The 19835-nt window shown below is 39.6% G+C and carries 17 protein-coding genes; 9 read left to right on the forward strand and 8 right to left on the reverse strand.

All coding sequences use genetic code 11. The annotated features are described in order from the left end of the window. Positions 1-52 precede the first annotated feature (52 nt). Genes AAV98_RS10615 through AAV98_RS10635 form a run of 5 tightly spaced genes read right to left on the reverse strand, consistent with a single transcriptional unit; the run spans position 53 to position 5463 of the window. Complete coding sequence (locus AAV98_RS10615) at positions 53-925, reverse strand: ATP-binding cassette domain-containing protein (protein WP_060665536.1); 873 nt, start codon at positions 923-925, stop codon at positions 53-55. Between the two features lie 15 nt (positions 926-940). Continuing rightward, a complete protein-coding gene (locus AAV98_RS10620; protein WP_060665537.1) occupies positions 941-1756 on the reverse strand; it encodes a hypothetical protein in 816 nt (271 codons plus the stop codon). Then, complete coding sequence (locus AAV98_RS10625; RefSeq protein WP_082380864.1) at positions 1707-2315, reverse strand: RNA polymerase sigma factor; 609 nt, start codon at positions 2313-2315, stop codon at positions 1707-1709. The genes AAV98_RS10620 and AAV98_RS10625 overlap by 50 nt, the downstream gene beginning before the upstream one ends. Next, positions 2312-4600: an ABC transporter permease gene (locus tag AAV98_RS10630; RefSeq protein WP_060665538.1), complete on the reverse strand. Its 2289-nt coding sequence runs from the start codon at positions 4598-4600 to the stop codon at positions 2312-2314. The genes AAV98_RS10625 and AAV98_RS10630 overlap by 4 nt, the downstream gene beginning before the upstream one ends. Further along, a complete protein-coding gene (locus tag AAV98_RS10635) occupies positions 4597-5463 on the reverse strand; it encodes an ABC transporter ATP-binding protein (RefSeq protein WP_060665539.1) in 867 nt (288 codons plus the stop codon). The genes AAV98_RS10630 and AAV98_RS10635 overlap by 4 nt, the downstream gene beginning before the upstream one ends. Before the next feature lie 277 nt (positions 5464-5740). Here AAV98_RS10635 and AAV98_RS10640 point away from each other — a divergent pair, with 277 nt between their 5' ends. The 7 genes from AAV98_RS10640 to AAV98_RS10670 all read left to right on the forward strand — a co-directional run bounded on the left by AAV98_RS10640 (position 5741) and on the right by AAV98_RS10670 (position 16311). Continuing rightward, entirely contained in the window at positions 5741-6760 is a 1020-nt protein-coding gene (locus AAV98_RS10640) for a LacI family DNA-binding transcriptional regulator (RefSeq protein WP_060665540.1), read from the forward strand. A 113-nt stretch (positions 6761-6873) separates the two neighbouring features. Next, positions 6874-8184 carry an ABC transporter substrate-binding protein gene (locus AAV98_RS10645; protein WP_060665541.1) on the forward strand — a complete coding sequence of 437 codons (1311 nt, stop codon included), beginning with the start codon at positions 6874-6876 and terminating at the stop codon, positions 8182-8184. Positions 8185-8364: 180 nt separating this feature from the next. Then, a complete protein-coding gene (locus AAV98_RS10650) occupies positions 8365-9249 on the forward strand; it encodes a carbohydrate ABC transporter permease (RefSeq protein WP_060665542.1) in 885 nt (294 codons plus the stop codon). 12 nt (positions 9250-9261) lie between these two features. After that, entirely contained in the window at positions 9262-10092 is an 831-nt protein-coding gene (locus AAV98_RS10655) for a carbohydrate ABC transporter permease (RefSeq protein ID WP_060665543.1), read from the forward strand. Between the two features lie 37 nt (positions 10093-10129). Then, positions 10130-11461: a GH1 family beta-glucosidase gene (locus AAV98_RS10660; protein WP_060665544.1), complete on the forward strand. Its 1332-nt coding sequence runs from the start codon at positions 10130-10132 to the stop codon at positions 11459-11461. A 497-nt stretch (positions 11462-11958) separates the two neighbouring features. Continuing rightward, a complete protein-coding gene (locus tag AAV98_RS10665) occupies positions 11959-13296 on the forward strand; it encodes a glycoside hydrolase family 30 protein (protein WP_060665545.1) in 1338 nt (445 codons plus the stop codon). A 66-nt stretch (positions 13297-13362) separates the two neighbouring features. Next, a complete protein-coding gene (locus AAV98_RS10670; RefSeq protein WP_060665546.1) occupies positions 13363-16311 on the forward strand; it encodes a carbohydrate binding domain-containing protein in 2949 nt (982 codons plus the stop codon). Positions 16312-16357: 46 nt separating this feature from the next. Here AAV98_RS10670 and AAV98_RS10675 read toward each other — a convergent pair whose 3' ends face one another. Both AAV98_RS10675 and AAV98_RS10680 read right to left on the reverse strand, forming a co-directional pair. Continuing rightward, positions 16358-16753, reverse strand: a complete 396-nt coding sequence (locus tag AAV98_RS10675; RefSeq protein ID WP_156317738.1) for a hypothetical protein — start codon at positions 16751-16753, stop codon at positions 16358-16360. Positions 16754-16829: 76 nt separating this feature from the next. Next, entirely contained in the window at positions 16830-17678 is an 849-nt protein-coding gene (locus AAV98_RS10680) for an SDR family oxidoreductase (protein WP_060665547.1), read from the reverse strand. 150 nt (positions 17679-17828) lie between these two features. Here AAV98_RS10680 and AAV98_RS10685 point away from each other — a divergent pair, with 150 nt between their 5' ends. After that, complete coding sequence (locus AAV98_RS10685) at positions 17829-18452, forward strand: SIMPL domain-containing protein (protein WP_060665548.1); 624 nt, start codon at positions 17829-17831, stop codon at positions 18450-18452. A gap of 199 nt (positions 18453-18651) precedes the next feature. Beyond that, positions 18652-19035, forward strand: a complete 384-nt coding sequence (locus AAV98_RS10690) for a hotdog fold thioesterase (protein ID WP_060665549.1) — start codon at positions 18652-18654, stop codon at positions 19033-19035. 30 nt (positions 19036-19065) lie between these two features. Here AAV98_RS10690 and AAV98_RS10695 read toward each other — a convergent pair whose 3' ends face one another. After that, positions 19066-19770: a DNA alkylation repair protein gene (locus AAV98_RS10695; RefSeq protein WP_060665550.1), complete on the reverse strand. Its 705-nt coding sequence runs from the start codon at positions 19768-19770 to the stop codon at positions 19066-19068. Between the last annotated feature and the right edge of the window lie 65 nt (positions 19771-19835).

Here is a 19835-nt window from a genome sequence, read left to right on the forward strand (position 1 = left end):
TATGTGAAACTTGTGTAACAGCGATAGAGACTGCATGGAAAGAAAAAAGAAGCTAGTTACCTTTAGCTTCTTTTGTATATTTTCTAATAAAGAAAGCATCTTCCATGGTAGGTTGTGATTCTATAAAGTCAAATACAGGCTTTGTGGTACTTGCACACCTGACTGTGAGCTTATCTTTCACACGGCCTGCATAAACGATAAGGTGCTGATCTGAAAAGTGATGGTATAAGCTGTCCTCCAGCTCACCGGTCCAAACTTTTAATGGGAGTTGATGTTTCCACATTAGTTTGCTGCCTGAATAGACGACTTTTCCTTGATACATCCATAGAACTCTGTTGCACACTGGTTCCCACTCATTTAACTCATGGGTAGCAACAAGAATGACGCAATATGGGGCAAGTTTTGCCACATAGTTTAATAAACTTTTTCTCTCATGAATATCTAGGAAGTTAAGAGGCTCATCCAAAAAAATGTATTTAGGTTTGCCTAGAAATGCCTGTGCCAACGCTAAACGCTGTTGCATTCCTTGGGAAAGTTTTTTTACTTTCTTTTTTTTAACATCCTCCAGATGAAAAACTTTCAGTAATTCGTCAATTTGACGTATGGAAAAGTCTTTTCCGAGGCCTTTAAGCTGTGCCATATACATTAATAATTTTAGTGGAGTGAAATCCGGATATAGTTCAATTCCTGTCGGCACAAAACCAATGCTACTTCTGACTGATGCCAGTGCGGAGTCCATCGTGTCCTCGTGGTAAAGAATGGTCCCCCGTGGCGCCCGTGTAGCGGTTGCCAGGAGATGCAAAAGAGTGGACTTTCCAGAACCGTTATTACCGACTAAAATGGTGATTCCCGTTTGCAGTGTCAAATCATCTATCTCTAAAGAAAAGTGTTTGTATTTCCAGTATATATTGTCTAACTTTATCATGTCATATCGCCTCAATTAACGAAACATCGTCTGGAGTTTCAGGCTTTTTTTATAAGCCAAGAATAGTAGAAATAGACCAAGCGTGACAAAGGAGCTTTGTATGCCTGCTACTTGGCTGTGTGAAAATGGAATGTATGCATAACCTTGTGCCTGATAAAGTGAGCCTGCAATCATAAGAGCTGTCCATGCTGCGATCCCGAAGGCAAGACCGAACTTTACTCCTTTTCGCATCATCACATAGGCAATCATTCCATAGATTAGCATGGCAGGTGCAATCCAATCTAACAGAAAGGGAAGCAGTTGAAAATGTTGTACCTTAAAGCTTAGATAAAAGGAGCCCAAGATCCCCAAAATAATATTCATGATTAAGATGATGACCATCCGAGTTAGCAATAACAAGGCGGGTGGGAATGGTGTAATGCTCTCTATTGTCCGCATTTGTTTATTCCATGTTTGGTATGTATAAAACACACCGACTAACATCGATAAAGGAATCGCAAACTGATAAAACTGTGTTGCTTCTGTAACATAAACGTTGGAAGAAAATAAGGTCAGCATGACAAAAATGAGCGTACTCATCACCCAGAAGTGCCATTGATAAAAAGAAATTTGTGATCTTAACTGAGAAAGGAAGCTTGGCCGATGTATTGCTTCTTGTTTAAATTCCTCAACAGGTGAAATCCCAATTTCATTGAATGTAGGTTGCAGGGCTGCCAGCAATGTTTTTGTATCCTGACTGGATGGCGATTTGACGACATATGAAGAAAACATTTCTTTCATCTCATCCTCTAGTTGATACAGCTCTTGGTCCTGGTTGTGTTGTTCCTTCATTTTTTTCCGCCTCCTTTTCTGCTTCTATTGATAATACCCCTTTAAGTTTCTTTAATGCATGAAACAAATTGGATTTAACCGTTCCGAGAGGTAGATCCAGAATGTCTGCAATTTCTTTTAATTTCATGTCTTGATAAAATCGTAATGTCACAATTTGTTGTTGTGACTCTGACAAACTTTTTAAGGAAGTTAACATCTCTTTTCTCGTTTCTTGACGTTCATAAATTTCAACAACAGATGCCTGTTGATCCACTGTAACAGGCAGTTCCTCTTTAGCCGTATCTTCTGAACGATATTGAGCACTACGCCAATAATCCTTGCAGATGTTAGAGGCAACTCGGTACAGCCAGGCCTTTGGATATGTTGGTATTTGTTTTGTTTTTAACTGCTTCAGAAGGCGAATGAATGTTTCTTGGACAACATCCTCTGCTTTTTTTGAGTCCTTCAACAGCCTTTCTGTATATTGATGTATCTGTACATGGTACCTGTGAATAAATGCTTCGAATGCCGCTTGGTCACCCTCAGCCATTTGTTCTAGAAGCCTTTCATCGCTTATCAACGCATTCCCCCGCTTTCAAACGTACGATTCCAATAGGTCATCCATTCTTCATAGGTAAAAGAATTTTTGTTATTGTTCTTTATATCTTGAAAAATATCTTTAAGTAACTGTTTTACTTCCTCTTTATTTCCTTTCTCCCATTCCTTTGCCACCTTCAATACCACCTGGTCATTATATTGAAGTTTGTACGAGTCTATCAGTTCATCAAACTTTTCTAGGATAGTCATATCTGCGGATGAGGCCATCCAGTTTATATGGGAGACAGTGGAAAGATAATAGAATTCTGTGCCGTTAAACTGCTCGAAATCACTCCATTTGAAGTCATAATAATCTTTATATAAAACAAGCAGGTATGCTTCAATTAGCCCCTCTAACACAGAGTCTTCAGGGACCTCGTAGTAGTTGTGGTGTAAAGATTTGTGTTCGAACAGCAGAAACGTCATTACCTTCAATTTCAAGTCTGTCATCGTATTATTCATGACTTTCCCTTCATCAACTTGTACGTACGTCTGCATGCTATCATCAAAGAAAAGTGCCTCATCAAAAATGTTGGTGTTATAATATTCCACACCGACTAAATCAAGGGATGAAATGTAAATTAGCTTCATGTCTTGTTGGAATGTTTCACCTAGCCAGCTCTGTAAATACTCTTTAATATCTTTCATATCTGCAAAATTTTCCAGTAATAATTGGTTATTTTCCTTGTGAGCAATGATAGATACAGGGAGATCTTCTGTATTTTCAATAAGGCCATTATTTGAGAAGAGTGTCATACCTTTCGCATTTTCACTGGAAAACACTTGCACCCCATCTGTTGTTGTGTTGCTAGAATGACTAGTACTAAAAACAGGAGAGTCAAAGTTAAACAATTCTACATGAAAGTTGGAAACGGGTAGCTGTTGGTTCAATTCGAGATGACGATTATACTTAATGGGATGGATATAATCTTCGGTACCCCTATTAAATAGTGTATAAATTGGATAATTACCTGGGAGAGGGTACCAACCTATATAGGATGGGAGATACATATCCTCTCTTTTCAAGAAAGCAAAATTTCTTTCTTTTCCGTGAACATGTCCCCATTCATTAAGACTTCCACTATACTCTACTTCCAACTGGTTCAATTCCTGTTGCTCTAGATCCTGAACGGTGATGAGATGATGATCCTTTTTAAACGCAGCTTTCACCCCGTTCCAAGTTACGGTGTCCACTTCAAAAGAAGGATAAAGACTAAACTTTAGTGAGGAATTTAGTTCCGTTCTTGGAATAGTCAACTCCGCCCGTACGTGAAATTCATCATCTCCAATATGTTCCAATTTGATAGAATAGCTAGTAACTTTGTAAAAATCCTCAACAGTGTCCCGTAAACTTCCGGTCTCAGGCTCTAGTAAAGCGCCGGCTTTTAACTGATCATAATGCCCAATGCGTTCTGTCCATAATGAACCGTAGGGGAAAAATGAAGCGATGGTAAGGACAGTTACGAGTCCAAAGAAAGTCCATTTCCGCTTTTCAAAAGATGAAATTCGATTAGTAGATGACTTCATAATCGTAATGGCTAACAAAAACAGACTGAAAAACAAGACAAACAACTGGGAGTACAAGGTTTCTTTTCTAGAAAAACGGTAACCCCAGTCATCAGAATGAGAAATATCCATGAAAAACTGATTAAGATGAAACGTCTTTAAAAAATATAATTGATAGCGTTGAATAATATAGCCTTCCATAAAGAATGTGCCAAACATCCATGCACAAAAAACGATGATATATACAATCCTGTTGTTTATTAGAACAGCCAATACCATCCCTAAAGAGATGGTTACCGTGTAAGAAAGTTGACTTTGGATAGAGAAGATAACGCCATGGTCGAGTAAATAGGAGAAATCCTTGCCAAACGAGTAACCTTGCCACAAAAAGATCAAGAAAAAAAATAAAGTAAACAAACCGCTGTAAATAACAAGCGATAAAAATTTTGCTAGAATAATGTACAAAAAGGAATTTGGCAATGAATTTGTCCAGTCTAACAACACCGTTTGTTTCTCTCTCCTAATAGAAAGCACACTTGCTAAAAATAGTACTCCAAGTGAAAGGGTATGCCCAATCGCAAGAAATTCATTAGTAGCTTTATAAAAACTGGTTGCATATTGCCCGAAAATGTTTATATTCGTATCATTTTGATTAATCATCCACAACGACATACTTATTCCATACACAAGAGGTGCTAACAGAAAAAACCAATTTTTTAGAAGAAAACGGTTCTCTAGTTGTAATTGTTTTAAGAATCTCATGAGGACGTTCCTCCTAACAAGGCGAGATAACCATCCTCTAAACTAGGCTCTTGCATCTTGGCTCCGTAAAACGGTTTTTCATCAGCCAGAACTCGTGCATACACAGAGCTACCACGATGTTCTGAGCTCAGGACAGTATCTTCTTCCAGATTTTCTAAGTATCCTGATGGAACAACGCCCTCCCACACTTTTCCACAAGCTAATTCTTTCAACTCTTCGACTGTAGCATCCAATAACATTTCGCCTCTTCGCATTACCGCGATTTCATAACAACTGCTTTCAATATCTGTTACAACATGGGTAGAGAGGAGGATACTTTTGTTAAGCCCTTCTTTAGATAAAAGATTACGAAAGCGCAGCCTTTCTTCTGGGTCTAGACCTACAGTTGGTTCATCTAGAATAACTAGTTTCGGGTTTCCCATAAATGCTTGGGCGATGCCTACACGCTGTTTCATCCCATGGGAAAATGTCTTAATCTTCTCATCGGCTTTGGAAGTTAAGTTTACCTCGTGTAACCATTTTTCTACCTGATCTTTGCGTTCTTTCTTGTTGGTAACCCCTTTCATCACCCCTACATAATCTAATATCTCTAATGGTGACATTTGGGGGTAGACATGGAAGTGCTGAGGCAGGTATCCAATCATTCTCCTGACCTTTTCTGGATGTGATAGGATGGAAATGGAGTCAATGAGAATGTCTCCTGACGATGGTTTCATTAAGGTTGCCATAATTCGCATCAGTGTTGATTTTCCTGCGCCATTTGGACCTAATAGACCGAAAATTCCCGTAGAGATTTGCAGATTGATAGATGATAGCACTTTTTGCTGTTTATATGTTTTTGATAGATTGTGAATTTCGATCATGGTGAATCCTACTTTCTGTTTGACGGCATGAACTTGTTTGTTTAACTTCTTGATAGCTACCTTCCAGGGTAACTACATTCATTATTGAATCCTTCATTAATTATAACGAAATAGATTGGAAAAGGTTTAAAATGAGGAGGAAATTTGGAGAAGGGGAGATTTACCAGTAACCATACAATTATCTTTCTAAATTTTCTATGAAAAAGTTATTGACGACGTTTTCATTATATTTTATAATTACTTTCGAAAGCGCTTTCGGTTTGAGAGAGGGAAAACAATGACAACTATTTATGATATTGCGAAAAAGACGGGCTTCTCTATAACAACTGTATCAAAGGTATTAAATAATTATACAGATGTAAGTGAGAAAACCAAAAAAAAGATACTAGAAGCTGTAGAAGAAATGGGGTACTACCCCAATTCCCATGCACGCTCATTGATGACCAAGAAATCATGGACAATCGGTGTGGTGTTTATGGAAAACTTAGGTGTTGGTATTAAACATCCCTTTTTCAATGCCGTTATTGAAAGTTTTAAACAAAGAGCAGAGCAGTTTGGCTATGACATGCTTTTTGTTTCAAGAAACATTATTAACGAAAAAAAAAGCTACCTAGATCACTTCCGGCATAGAGGAGTAGACGGAGTAGTAGTGGTTTGTTCCGTATCTGATGATCCAGAAGTAAAAAAACTGATGGAGTCACCGTTACCTACCGTTATCATTGATATGCATAGCTCTAAATCAAGTGTTGTTTATAGTGATAATAGTTACGGAAGTGTGTTGGCAGTTGACTATCTTTACTCGCTCGGGCATAGAAAGATTGCACACATTTACGGACATCAGGAAACGTATGCAGGGACTGAAAGATTGAAAGGCTTCATTAGAGCGGTGAAAAAGCATAATCTGGACATACCCAAATCTTACATCGTGAATGGTGAGTTTTTCTCCATGGAAAGTGGAGAACAGGCAATGAAGGAATTATTGTCATTAGACGATCCTCCAACTGCTGTCTTTGCTGCAGGGGATAACATGGCTCTTGGTGCAATGAAAGCGATTAAAGAAAAAGGATTATCTGTACCAGATGATATTTCTGTAATCGGCTATGATGACATTGAAATAGCAAAACATGTAGCACCGCCACTAACCACTGTCAAACAAAATATGGATCAACTTGGCACAGCAGCTGCTGATTTGCTATTAGAGCAAATTAATGAAAAAAGCAAGCTAAAAAAAGCCATCACTATCCCTGTAGAACTAATAATTAGGGAATCTTGTTCATCCATTAAAGTCGATGAGTGAAGAGGGGACTAAAAACAGTCTTCTTTTTATCCATAAAACGAAAGCGCTTTAGTTAAAAAATAAGCATTTTCGAAAGCGCTTTAGTATTTAAAAACAAAACGGGGGGTAATTTTGTGAAAAAGAAATTATTAATTCTTATTACTGCAGTAATGACGTTAAGCTTATTGGCTGCCTGCGGTGACAAATCTTCTTCCAAGAAGGCAGATTTGACAGTATGGTCCTTTACCGATGAGTTACAAGAACCTATCAATGTTTTTAAAGAAGAAAATGGAGTAACGGTTGATTTAACGATTATTCCTATTGAAGATTATCCAACTCGTTTACGTCCAGTATTGGAGAGCGGTCAAGGTGCTCCTGACGTATTTACAGGAGAACTTGCTTTCATTAAAGATTGGGTAGAGCAAGATTATTGGGAAGACCTTTCTCAAGAGCCTTACAACGTTCAAGAATGGGAAGATGACTATATCCCTTATGTATTTGATCTAGGAAAAGATTCAGAAGGTAAAATCAAAGCTGTATCTTGGCAAACAACTCCAGGTGGTATCTTCTATAGAAGAAGTATCGCTAAAGAAGTATTAGGTACGGATGATCCTACTGAGATCGGCGAAAGAATGAGCACAATGGACGGTTTGTTTGAAGTTGGAGAAGAATTAAAATCTGCTGGTTACCGTCTATTCCCTGATGAAGGAGCTGTTCGTTGGTTTGCACAAGGTCAAGATCCACAACCTTGGGTTAACGAAAATAACGAGCTAGTTTTGACAGAAGGAAGAATCAACTATTTCGACTATGCGAAAGAATTACGTGATAAAGATTTAACAGCATTTGCACCGGAATGGTCTCCTGCATGGTTTGCAGCAATGGATGAGCCAATCAATTACAATGCAGGTTGGGAAGAAGTGAAAGAAGAAAGTTCTGATCAAACAGAAGTGTTCGCATATGCATTACCAACTTGGGGTCTTCACAGTGTTCTAAAAACAAACACAGAAGAAACGGTTGGAGACTGGGCAGTAACAAACGGTCCGAACCCATACTTCTGGGGCGGAACTTGGTTAGGAATCTACAAAGGTTCTGAAAATAAAGATCTTGCATGGAAATTCGTTCAAATGATGACACATGACGAAGAGTTCTTAACTGATTGGGCAAAAGAAACAGGAGATGTTCTTTCCTACTTACCGGTTACAGAAAAAATCAAAGGTGATTTCCAAGAGCCATTCTTAGGCGGACAAAATAACTATACGTTCTTCTTAGAAGAAGCTGCAAATATCAACCCAGGTACTGTAACGAAATATGACCAACAGATTGATGGATTCTTTGGATCTATGGTTGGGGAGTATGTGGAAGGAACGAAAACGAAAGAAGAAGCAATTGAAGAGTTCTATCGTTTAGTGAAGAATGCATACCCAGATATTAAGACACCTGAATAATGCAACAAGGGATGTGGTGGGAGCTGAAACTTGGCTCCCACCCATCATTTAAAGTAAGCTCTGTTAACTGCCGCTATCTCCCGTCGGAGTCTGCGCCTTTTGCTCCAATCCACAGCTAGGTTATTTATTTAACATATCATCTCTTTTATTAACAGGGTTATAAGAAAGAAGGCGATTGATTTGAAGAAAAAAGATCATTATGGCTATCTGTTCATCCTACCATTTTTCATCGTCTTTGGAATATTTAGCATCTATCCAATAGTACTAACCTTCTATTATAGTTTTACAAACTACTCCGGTATGGGAGTGCCAGAAGTTATTGGATTGGCTAACTATACAAGACTACTTACTGACAGCTACTTTTTACAAGCATTCTTTAACACTTGGTACATTTGGGGAGTTAACTTCTTTTTCCAAATGCTTATAGCATTGGGGCTTGCGATTTTGTTCTCTGATATCCGCTTGAAGATGAGAGGACTTGGTTTCTTCCGTGCTGTACTTTATCTTCCAAACTTGATTACTATCGCATCGGTAGCTTTATTGTTTGGTATTTTACTAGGCTGGCATCATGGAACATTGAATCATTTATTAATGGATTTAGGAATTATCTCTCAGCCAATCAACTGGCTTAATGATCCTACTACAGCAAAATGGTCTGTTGCTTTAATCGGGGCATGGATGTGGTTTGGTCATACATTTATCGTGTTAATGGCAGGTATTTCAGGTATTTCAAAGGATTACTATGAAGCGGCACTTATTGACGGAGCAAACCGTTGGAAAACATTGTTCCACATTACATTGCCATTGTTAAAACCAATTATGTTATATATCATGATCACTTCTCTTATTGGCGGCTTGCAGATTTTCGAATTGCCGATGTTATTAACAGACGGTATGGGTGCACCGCAAGGATCCCTAAACACAATGGTTTTATATATGTACAACCAGGCATTTAAATTTAACAACTATGGATACGCCGCAGCGGTCGCATACGGATTATTCTTGATTACGTTAATCTTCTCGTTTGCAACATTTAAAGCTATGTACCGCAAAAGCATGGATTAGGAGTGAGTTAGTGTGAATAAAAGTACTTTTGTAAAGAGCATCCTCTACGGGCTTTTAATATTGCTTGCGATTATTAGCTTTATCCCATTTTATATGATGATTATCAACGCTACGAGATCCAATTCAGAAATACTGCAAAAAGGGTTCACCCTTTTACCAGGTAGCGCAATCATGGAAAACTATGAAAGATTGATAAGTTTCGTCAACATTTGGCAAGGATTTGGTAATAGTGTATTTATTGCAATTTGTGTCACTGTATTAAGCTCATACTTTTCCGCACTGACGGCATATGGGTTTGCGATTTATAACTTTAAAGGTAAAAATTTTCTATTCGTTTCTGTATTAATTTTGATGATGGTCCCGGGCCAACTAGGTCTAATTGGATTCTATGACTTAAATAAGACATTAGGTACATTGGACAGTTATATCCCATTAATCATTCCGGCTATAGCAAGTCCATTCGTTGTTTTCTTCCTACGACAATTTCTTGTCTCCACCCTGCATCCAACATTATTGGAAGCTGCCAGAATGGATGGAGCAAGTGAAATAAGAATTTTCCATACGATAGGTTTACCTATCATGATGCCGGCAGTAGCTACAATGGGTATCTTTACCTTCATCGGATCTTGGAACAACTACATTGTTCCATTAGTAGTTTTATTCAGTCCGGAAAAGTACACGTTACCGGTCATGATGGGCTTCTTGAGAGGATCAAAGGTAGCAGAGAATCTAGGTTCAATGTATTTAGGAATCGCGATATCTGTTGTACCAATTATGATTATCTTCTTGTTCCTATCCAAATATATCATTAGCAGTATTTCCGCAGGTGGAGTAAAAGAATAAATAAAAAGCAACTAGATTAATAGAAGAGGTGAACGGCATGTTAAATTTTTCAAAGGATTTTATTTTTGGAACAGCAACATCCTCCTACCAAATAGAAGGAGCACACGATGAAGGAGGTCGTACTCCATCCATTTGGGATACTTTTTCAAGAACACCAGGTAAGGTGTGGAATGGAGACACAGGAGATGTTGCTTGTGACCACTACCACCGTTATGAAGAAGACATCAACATTATCAAAAGTCTTGGTGTAGATTCTTATCGACTATCTATCGCTTGGCCGAGAATTTTCCCACAACAAGGTGTTTATAACCAAGAAGGTATGGACTTTTATAAAAAGTTAATTAACGGCTTATTGGAAGCTGGTATCAAGCCAATGGTTACGTTATACCACTGGGACCTTCCGATGTGGGCACACGAACAAGGCGGATGGGTAAACCGTGAGTCTGTTTCATGGTTCTTGGAGTTTGCAGACAAGTGTTATGAAGAGTTAGACGAATTGGTTTATTCATGGATTACGCACAATGAACCGTGGTGTGCAAGTTTCTTGAGCTATCACCTTGGACATCATGCTCCTGGACATACAAACCTTGAAGAAGGAGTAAAAGCAGCACATCATATACTACTTTCTCATGGTGAAGCAGTTAAGTTGTTAAAAGGTAAATTCGGATCTTCTACACCGATTGGAATTACACTTAACCTAGCGCCTTCTTATGCTCCAACAGATTCAATCAATGATCAGATTGCACGAAACAATTCTGACGGCTATGCTAACCGTTGGTTCCTAGATCCAATTTTCAAAGGTTCTTATCCAATGGATATGATTAACCTGTTTTCCAAGTTGATTCATAACTTTGATTTCATTCAAGAAGGAGATTTGGAATCGATTTCAACTCCATGTGATTTCTTCGGAATCAACTATTACGCAAGATCATTGGTGGAGTTTGATCCAAGTTCCCCAATGCTAAATAAAGGTGCATACTCTGATTATCCGAAAACGGGTATGGGCTGGGATATTTCTCCACAAGAGTTTAAGGAATTGATCAGAGGACTTCGTGAGAACTATACCGATCTACCAATCTACATCACGGAAAATGGCGCGGCTTATGACGATGTAGTCGTGGACGGTTGTGTACATGACCATGAGCGTAAAGATTATGTGGAGAAGCATATTACAGCTGTTGCTGAGTTGAATGATGAAGGCATGAATATCGCGGGTTATTTCCTTTGGTCTTTATTTGATAATTTTGAATGGGCATTTGGCTATGACAAGCGTTTCGGCATGGTGTATGTGGATTTTGAAACGCAGGAAAGAATTTTGAAAGATAGTGCGAAGAGATATCAGGAGATTATCAGTTTAAGGAGTATATAAGTTCATTTAACAGAACTTAGCACTGCTTATTCTTTATGACAAAATCTGCACACAGGACCACTCAGGATTGAGTGGTTTTTTTGAAAGGGAAAATGGGTTTGGTAGGGACGAAGACACTGAAAAACTGTTAACGTAAAGTTAATAAATATTTCTAGCTGTTGATTGGAGCAAAAGGCGAAGACTCCTCGAAAATGCTACGCATTTTTTTCGTGCGATGAATCGCTGCCGAAGCCTTCCTTGTCCTGAGGGAGATAGCGCTAGGTGGAGACCCCGCAGGCTTGCCGAGGAGACTCACGTCAGCCCCTAGGAAAGCGAAGCCATTTGCGGAAATCAACAGCGGTGTCTTAACAACATCTAAAATCAATGACTATTTCAGTGGCTTCGTATGAACTAGGGGGATTTTGGCATCAACTCATGTGGTTTTGGTACGAACTCGGGTTGATTCGGCATCAACTCCCCCCATTTTGGCACGAACTCAAAAAAATGGAGGTTATTTTATGAAAAATGTAACAGTTATTCAAACGAAGAAAGATGGAGAAAGACATTGGAACGAACTAAGTGAGGTTGCTTGGAAGCAGAAAGAAGACACGAACAAATCCTCTGTGAAGCTTTTACCTGAAGAACAATATCAACAATGGCTTGGTTTCGGCGGAGCATTTACGGAAGCGGCTGCGTTTAATTGGTCTCAGCTATCAGAAACTAACAAAAAAGCTATTATCAACGCTTATTTTAATAAAGAAACAGGATTAGGATACAATCTTGGTCGGACTGCAATCCACAGTAGTGATTTTGCGCTGGGCAACTATACATACGTCGAAGAAGGAGATGTGAGCCTGGAGTCCTTCAACATAGAGCGGGAACAAAAGTACGTTCTTCCATTTATCAAAGCAGCAGAGCAGGAAGCGAAAGAAACGCTGACCATATTAGCTTCTCCTTGGAGTCCTCCACCATGGATGAAAACAAATGGTGAGATGAATAACGGCGGAAAATTGTTGGACGAGTACAGGGAAGCATGGGCCAATTATTATGTGAAATATGTAAAAGCAATGGAAACGGAAGGGGTGCCGATTTGGGGAATTTCCGTGCAAAACGAACCGGAAGCTACACAGGTTTGGGATTCTTGTATTTACACAGCAGAGGAAGAACGAGATTTTGTCAAAAACTTCTTAGGTCCAATGATGGAAGAGAACGGGCTTGGAGAGAAAAAGATTATCATCTGGGACCATAATCGAGATGTCATTGTTGAAAGAGCTACAACTGTATTGTCCGATCCTGAGGCAGCGAAATATGTTTGGGGAACAGGGAACCACTGGTATGTTTCAGAGGAATTTGAGAATCTCTCCAAAGTACATGAAGCATTTCCAGACAAACACTTATTGTTCACAGAAGGGTGTATTGAAGGTGGCGTGAAGCTTGGTGCATGGCATACGGGGGAGCGTTATGCAAGAAACATTATCGGGGATATGAACAACTGGCTAGAAGGATTCATCGACTGGAATCTTGTGCTTGATATGCAAGGCGGACCGAACCATGTGGGCAATTACTGTGATGCGCCGATCATAGCGGATACGGAAAAAAATGATGTCCATTACAACAGTTCTTACTATTATATTGGACACTTTAGTAAGTTTATCAAGCCTGGTGCGAAGAGAATCGCGCATGAAACGGAGCTTTCAGACCTATCACTTGTGGCATTCAAAAATAAAGATGAAAGTATTGCCGTCGTTCTTCTAAATGAAACAGAAGCAAATAAAGATACTTTGATAGAACTTGAAGGGGAAGTAATGGAACTTGTCATTCCTGCAAGATCTATTACGACTGTTGTATTCAACTAATTTCTTTAAGGAGGTGATGGGCTAACTTTAAGGAAGGAAAAACAAAAGGGTGAAGGAGGAAAAAACGTGTTAAAGAAAGGATTCACGGTTATGTTGGCAGCATGCTTATTGACAACGGGGTATTCTCACGCCTATTCCAATGATGCTGTAGGGAAAGGAGAGAATAATACGATGACGGATGGAAAAAGAGCTTGGCAGCTAGTATGGGAAGATAATTTTGAAGGAACGGAATTAGATCAATCTAAATGGTCTTATGACACAGGCAACGGATTTGTTCAACCTGATGGCAACTATGTACCGGGTTGGGGAAATGAAGAGCTTCAGTATTATAAAGAAGATAATGTGTCTTTAGAGGGTGGTAATCTTGTTCTAACCGGAAAAAGTGAAAATGCTTCTGATGAGTACGGAACATATGACTACACCTCCGGAAAAATTCATACCAAGGGAAAGTTTAACCAAAAGTATGGAAAATTTGAAGCGAAGATCAAAATGCCTGCCGGACAAGGGTATTGGCCTGCTTTCTGGATGATGCCAGAAAAAGACAAGTATGGCGGCTGGGCTGCATCTGGTGAAATTGACATCATGGAGGCAGCTGGTGGAGATTTGAATAAAGTAGGCGGTGCCATCCATTATGGAAGCCAGTGGCCTAATAATACGTATACCGCAAAAGATTACCATTTTGGAGAAGGAACGGACATCACAGATTTTAATGTCTATTCTGTAGAGTGGGAACCTGGAGAAATAAGATGGTATGTGAATGATGAGCTTTTCCAAACTTTGAATAACTGGACAAGTCTAAATGGAGATAATGGAACGAAATATTCCTATCCCGCACCGTTTGATCAGGAGTTTTACCTCATTTTTAACCTTGCAATTGGAGGATGGTATGGTGGAGGTCCAAATGAGTCCACTGAGTTCCCTGGAAAAATGGAAGTGGATTATGTAAAAGTGTACGAACTGCCCGAAGATCAATACCGTGAACCTGTAGAACCTGTTTTTGAAAAAGAAGAGTTACCGGAAGGGTCCAAGGAACCGGTAAATGGTAACTATATCTATGATACTGCTTTTGAAAAAGGATTTGCAGAAATAAAGGATGGAACGGAAACTTTCAGTGAAGATGAATGGAACTTTGTCCATTTAAATCAATTTGGCGGAAATGGAAGCGCTTCAGTAGAAAATGGATTTGCAAAGATTGATATAGGTCAAGCCGGTTCACAGCCGCATTCCATTCAATTGATTCAGAATGTACCAGCAGGAGTAGGTAGAACATATAAAGTTAGCTTTGATGCGAAAGCTGCTTCTAACAGGAATATGAATCTAAAAGTAAGCGGTGGAGCAGAACGTGGCTGGTCTCTATATTCACCAAATTATGAGATAGCCTTAACCCCTGAACTACAAAGTTATGAATATACGTATCAAATGCAAGCGGAATCAGATGCGAAAGCTCGCCTAGAATTCAATATGGGCTTACATACGAATTCAGTTTGGATTGGAAATGTAAGAGTGGAAGAAATAGATGCCATTGATCCATATAACGAAGACGCAGCGAAGCCACCGCTACGTAATGGCAACCATATTTATAATGGGACCTTTGACCAGGGTCGAATGGATCGAATGACATATTGGAATCTTATCTTAAATGGAGCAGATGCACAAGGATATGTTGAAGAAGTTACAAGAGCATTAAGGGTGGATGTAAAAGAAGACAGAACATCTGATTCTGTTCAACTTGTTCAAAAAGGTATTTCCATCAAGAGTAACAATGAGTACACACTTTCCTTTGATGCTAGTGCCGTAGAAGGAAGAGATATTCAGGTTGCTGTTTTAAATAAAGATGGAAGTGTGAATTATTCCGGCTGGGAAACCATTTCCCTTTCTAAAACGGGAGAGAATAAAACGTTTAGTTTCCAACCGGAAAATGCAGATGACTCAGAAGCAAAACTAGTATTTTTATTAGGTGGAAATGCAGGGTCCGTCACATTGGATAATGTATCCATGTTTGCGAAAAAACTGCATGCAGATGTTCTGTCTTTTGAAGAAATGTTCCCATTAAAAAATGGGAAATTCAACTTTGGTCCTAAGCATTGGAACAACCATGTCCAAGGAATTTATGATGGACCTTCTGATGCTAGCTTTGAAGTGGAAGACGGAAAAGCGGTAGCAACTATTAGAAATGTAGGATGGAACCCATGGGATGTCATCTTCATGCAGGAAGGCCTGCAGATGAAAGGTGGAAATACGTACCTTGTTTCCTTTGATGCTTCTTCCACTTTAGAGCGTAGTGTGGAAGTGGTGTTAGAGGACAGTTCGTATAACCGCTCTCTGTCCGAGGTGATTCCTCTTACTCCAGAGCGAACTACTCACACTTTTGAGGTAGCGCTTAATGAGGATATGCGACTCGGGCTTAAATATCTGCTGGGTAACGTCGCAGGTAACGATATCACTAATGAAGAGCATCAGGTTATGATAGATAATGTAAGAGTGGAAGTTGCAGGTACAAGAGAGAAGCTATTCCCTCTTAAGAATGGTGATTTTACTAAAAGTATGGAAAACTGGAATCTACATGTGCAAGGAGAGTATGATGGTACTTCTAAAGCGAGAGTAAAAGCGAAGGACGAACATGCCACCGTTACTATAAAAAAGCTAGGTGAAAATCCGTGGGATATTATGTTTTTTCAGGAAAACCTTGAGCTTGCAGGAGGTATAACCTATGAGCTCGAACTGGAAACGCGATCAAATCGTCCTAGAACTATTGAAGTCGTGATGGATAATGGCGCCCCTTACTATCACAGATTTTTTGAAGATGTAGTAGAAATTGGTCGTAAACCGCATACCTATCATTTTGAATGGGATCAACCAGAAGATGCCCAGCTAGGTCTTAAGTTCTTGTTAGGTAACATGGAGGGTGTTTCTAAGAAAAAACATCACATCGACTTCAGAGAAGTGAAGCTTGAAGCAAAAGGTGCAAGAGCCTTTCTTCAACAACTTGAAGGAACAGATGACGAAACGGAATAATCAATAACACCAAAAAGGATTACAGGCGCCCCTGTAATCCTTTTTGTCATCCCCATCTTAAAGAGATGGTCAAGTGGCAGCAATCATTCCCTTCCGTGTCAGACGTCATATTCAAGTTAATGCCATCAGGATTAAAGTCCACTTTTACACCAGAATGCACACCTGTTGAAAGTAATAGCTGAGACACTTTTTCTTTGTTCCCTTCCTGTGCAGCTGCCATCACTTCCGTTGCGAACTCTTTGGAATCAGACAGCTTCTGCAAAATGATGCTGGCCTCTTTCATCAATTGTTGCATGGATTCTGCAGACTCAGTAAAAACAGTCGGATCCACTTCGGGATAGATCCGGAAATATGGTCTTGGCATTGCATGCGTATACACAGGAAAATAAATATTTCTTGGATAATAGACAGGGCGGTGGAAAGGGGTTTGATAAAAATACATGACGAACCCTCCATTTTTTCATCGGTACAGTACTATATGTAATGTTAAAAGGAATGGAGAGTTGTCACCCTTTTATTTAGTCTTTATTGCTTAATTGGCTTAATACAATCTTTTCCCATACTCTCCAAGGCAATAGACGCTTGGTAAGTAGAGAGAGCCTAACACCCTTTCCGACAGTATAGCGGAGTGTGGGAGTTTTCTTCATGTCCGCTATCTTCAACACCAGGTTAGCAACTTCAACAGGCTCCCCATACTTTTCCCGATCTTTTTGAAGTCTGTTATTCATCCCCGTATACAATTCAAGGTACGGGGAATTGGAGTTTCCAGCTTTGGATGACATATGGGTGCCGGAAGACCAAATATTCGTTTGAAACGAGCCTGGTTCCACAAGTACCACGTCTATACCTAACTTCTTTACCTCCAGTCTGAGACTTTCACTGTACCCTTCTAAAGCATATTTAGAGGAAACATAAGGGGAAAGGCCGGGGAAGCCAATTAAGCCGCTGATGGAGCTAATATTGATTATCCTGCCGTTGCCTTTCTTTCGCATCTTGGGAAGCACATGATTTGTTACCCTCATTACTCCCAAAAGGTTGGTTTCCAACTGGAACTGATATTCCTCCATACTCAACTCTTCTGCAAAGCCAGCAACAGCAAAACCAGCATTATTAATGAGTACATCAACACGCTCCAGTCCTTGAACGAAGCTGCCGAAATTATTCACCGACTCTTTGTTTGCTACATCCAGTAGGGAAAAAGTAAGGTTTCCTTTTTCTTTTGTAGATAACCCTTCCAACAAGATGGGCTTCTTTGTTTCATCTCTTATTGTTGCAACTACCTGATATCCTGCAAGTAGAAATGCTTTTGTGAAACTTTTTCCAAAACCTCCGGAAGCACCTGTAATAATGACGGTTTTATTTTCCATAAGAGTATCCTCCGTTTCGTTTGCATGAATTAGTAAAGAGGTTGATAGTTTATCTAATAAGTATAAAGGATTGTCCAAAAATATAGTTAACGTATATGTTAGGTTGTCCTCTCATAGACTATGAATAAAAGGATATGGGGGATGGTGGTCATGTTGCAACGAACGATGCTTGTTCAGGGAACCGCAAAAAAGGAAGTACAGCCGGATATTGCGTACCTGCAATTAGGGGTGATCACCACCAATCCGGATGTACAGCGCGCGCAAGAAGAAAATAGATTAATAGCAAATCGAATAATTAAAGCCCTAATAGCAGCCGGCATTTCTCAAGAAGACATTGAAACATCCTCTTATACTTCATTTCCGCGTTATGAAACAGATTCATCAGGTAAATCTGTCTTATCTGGTTATGAAGTCCGCCATATTTTCCGCATAGCAGTCAGAGATATTACAAAAGCTGGCACCATCGTAGATGTGGCATTTGAAAATGGTGCAAATATTTCCGAGAGTGTATCATTTGAAGTTTCCAATTATAACGAAATCTACCGTCATGTTTTGCAGCTGGCAGTTGTGGATGGGGCGAAAAAGGCACATGCAATGGCGTTAACTCTACAAGTTTGCCTTTCTCCTGTACCAATCAAGGTAGAGGAGGTTACACAACAAGTATTTGCAGGGCCGCGTTATGCCTCTTTAGCTGTTCAAGAAAAAACAAGCACCCCAATTGAGCCACAAGACATTACCATTAGTGCATCCGTTAAACTTGAATATATATATTAAAATAACAGACCGTTTAGTCTTCCAATTTGGAAGGTGGCGGTCTGTTTTTAACACAAACATAGATTTTTTTATGCGAAAAGGGGGGAGTTTCATGCTGGATTGGTCGGCACTTATTCCTATTTTTGTATTATTCTCTGTGTATTTTCTTTTTGCAGTAGTATTATTAAGAGAGAAGCAGAAATAAAAGGGGGAAACAGGAGTGGAACTAGAAAATACACTAATAGATTTACTAGGAATCGAGATTGTAGAACTGTCGGAAGAAAGAGCGGTGGCGACCATGCCAGTCGATAAACGCACACATCAACCATTCGGATTGTTGCATGGTGGAGCGTCAGTAGCCTTGGCTGAGACGATTGCAAGCATCGGGACTTTTAATATGATCGACAAGGAAACCGAAATCTGTGTCGGGTTGGAGATAAATGCAAATCATCTCAAAGGAAAAAAGGATGGGGTAGTGACGGCAATCGGAACGCCATTACACCGTGGAAAATCAACGATGGTTTGGGATATAAAGATTGTTGATGAGGAAGACGCGTTAATTTGTATTTCGCGATGTACAATGGCCATTTTAAAGAAAAGGTAAAGATAAAAAAGAGAAGAGGACTGGGGGTATTTAAACCTCCATTTCCCTCTTCGCCATATGCTTCAGTCCCTCACGTCGACTAAGTGGCGCCAAATCCTCCGTAGAATTAATGAACTTCAACACTTTAGCTGGATCAGTCTTGGAATACTCTCTTAACCCCCAGCCAATAGCCTTCTGAATAAAAAACTCCCTAGACCCCTTAGTCGCCTCTATATAAGAAAACAGCTTCTCAGCATCGGTTTTCCCCTTGTATTTCAATTGAAAAAGAATTGCCGATCGTTGCAACCAGAAATTATCGGACTCAATCCACCTATCTGGAAAATCCCCTATACTTGACTTCTCCTTCAGCAATATTGCCCCGATATGATGTGGTGCAATATGATCCACTGTATCCCACCAGGAATTTGTACTGATCAATTCTTCCAAAAAGGGAAGCCATTGAGCGTCCAGCTGTTTAATATGAACATCTATCATTGCAAGGGCCACGTAATGAAATTCCCTTTCAGGCTGAGCATATAAAAAAGTTACAAGACGCTTGATCCAATCTCGTTCTGGTTTGCCAAATTCCCCAAAAAATCTTTTTAATAACTCTTTACGCTCAGGCGACTTTATCCCTAAGAAAGAGAAGTGATTGCGCATATAATTTTCCATTGGCTCTTTATTCCATTCATTCCTATTTGTCCGAAATAAATCGATTAACTCATTTTGATACTTTTCCAAAGAAATGCTCGCCATAAAAAAACCTCCCATATCCTGTCCTTTTACTAGTAGGATACAGGAAATGAGGAGGTGAAACCAAG

Source organism: Bacillus sp. CHD6a (assembly GCF_001293645.1).
GTDB lineage: Bacteria > Bacillota > Bacilli > Bacillales > Bacillaceae_I > Sutcliffiella_A.

Bases quoted from the DNA above. Each gene is read 5' to 3' on its own strand.
- AAV98_RS10635 (WP_060665539.1), bottom strand. From the start codon at position 5,463: ATGATCGAAATTCACAATCTATCAAAAACATATAAACAGCAAAAAGTG.
- AAV98_RS10660 (WP_060665544.1), top strand. From the start codon at position 10,130: ATGTTAAATTTTTCAAAGGATTTTATTTTTGGAACAGCAACATCCTCC.
- AAV98_RS10695 (WP_060665550.1), bottom strand. From the start codon at position 19,770: ATGGCGAGCATTTCTTTGGAAAAGTATCAAAATGAGTTAATCGATTTA.
- AAV98_RS10680 (WP_060665547.1), bottom strand. From the start codon at position 17,678: ATGGAAAATAAAACCGTCATTATTACAGGTGCTTCCGGAGGTTTTGGA.
- AAV98_RS10620 (WP_060665537.1), bottom strand. From the start codon at position 1,756: ATGAAGGAACAACACAACCAGGACCAAGAGCTGTATCAACTAGAGGAT.
- AAV98_RS10675 (WP_156317738.1), bottom strand. From the start codon at position 16,753: ATGTATTTTTATCAAACCCCTTTCCACCGCCCTGTCTATTATCCAAGA.
- AAV98_RS10665 (WP_060665545.1), top strand. From the start codon at position 11,959: ATGAAAAATGTAACAGTTATTCAAACGAAGAAAGATGGAGAAAGACAT.
- AAV98_RS10685 (WP_060665548.1), top strand. From the start codon at position 17,829: ATGTTGCAACGAACGATGCTTGTTCAGGGAACCGCAAAAAAGGAAGTA.
- AAV98_RS10615 (WP_060665536.1), bottom strand. From the start codon at position 925: ATGATAAAGTTAGACAATATATACTGGAAATACAAACACTTTTCTTTA.
- AAV98_RS10630 (WP_060665538.1), bottom strand. From the start codon at position 4,600: ATGAGATTCTTAAAACAATTACAACTAGAGAACCGTTTTCTTCTAAAA.
- AAV98_RS10640 (WP_060665540.1), top strand. From the start codon at position 5,741: ATGACAACTATTTATGATATTGCGAAAAAGACGGGCTTCTCTATAACA.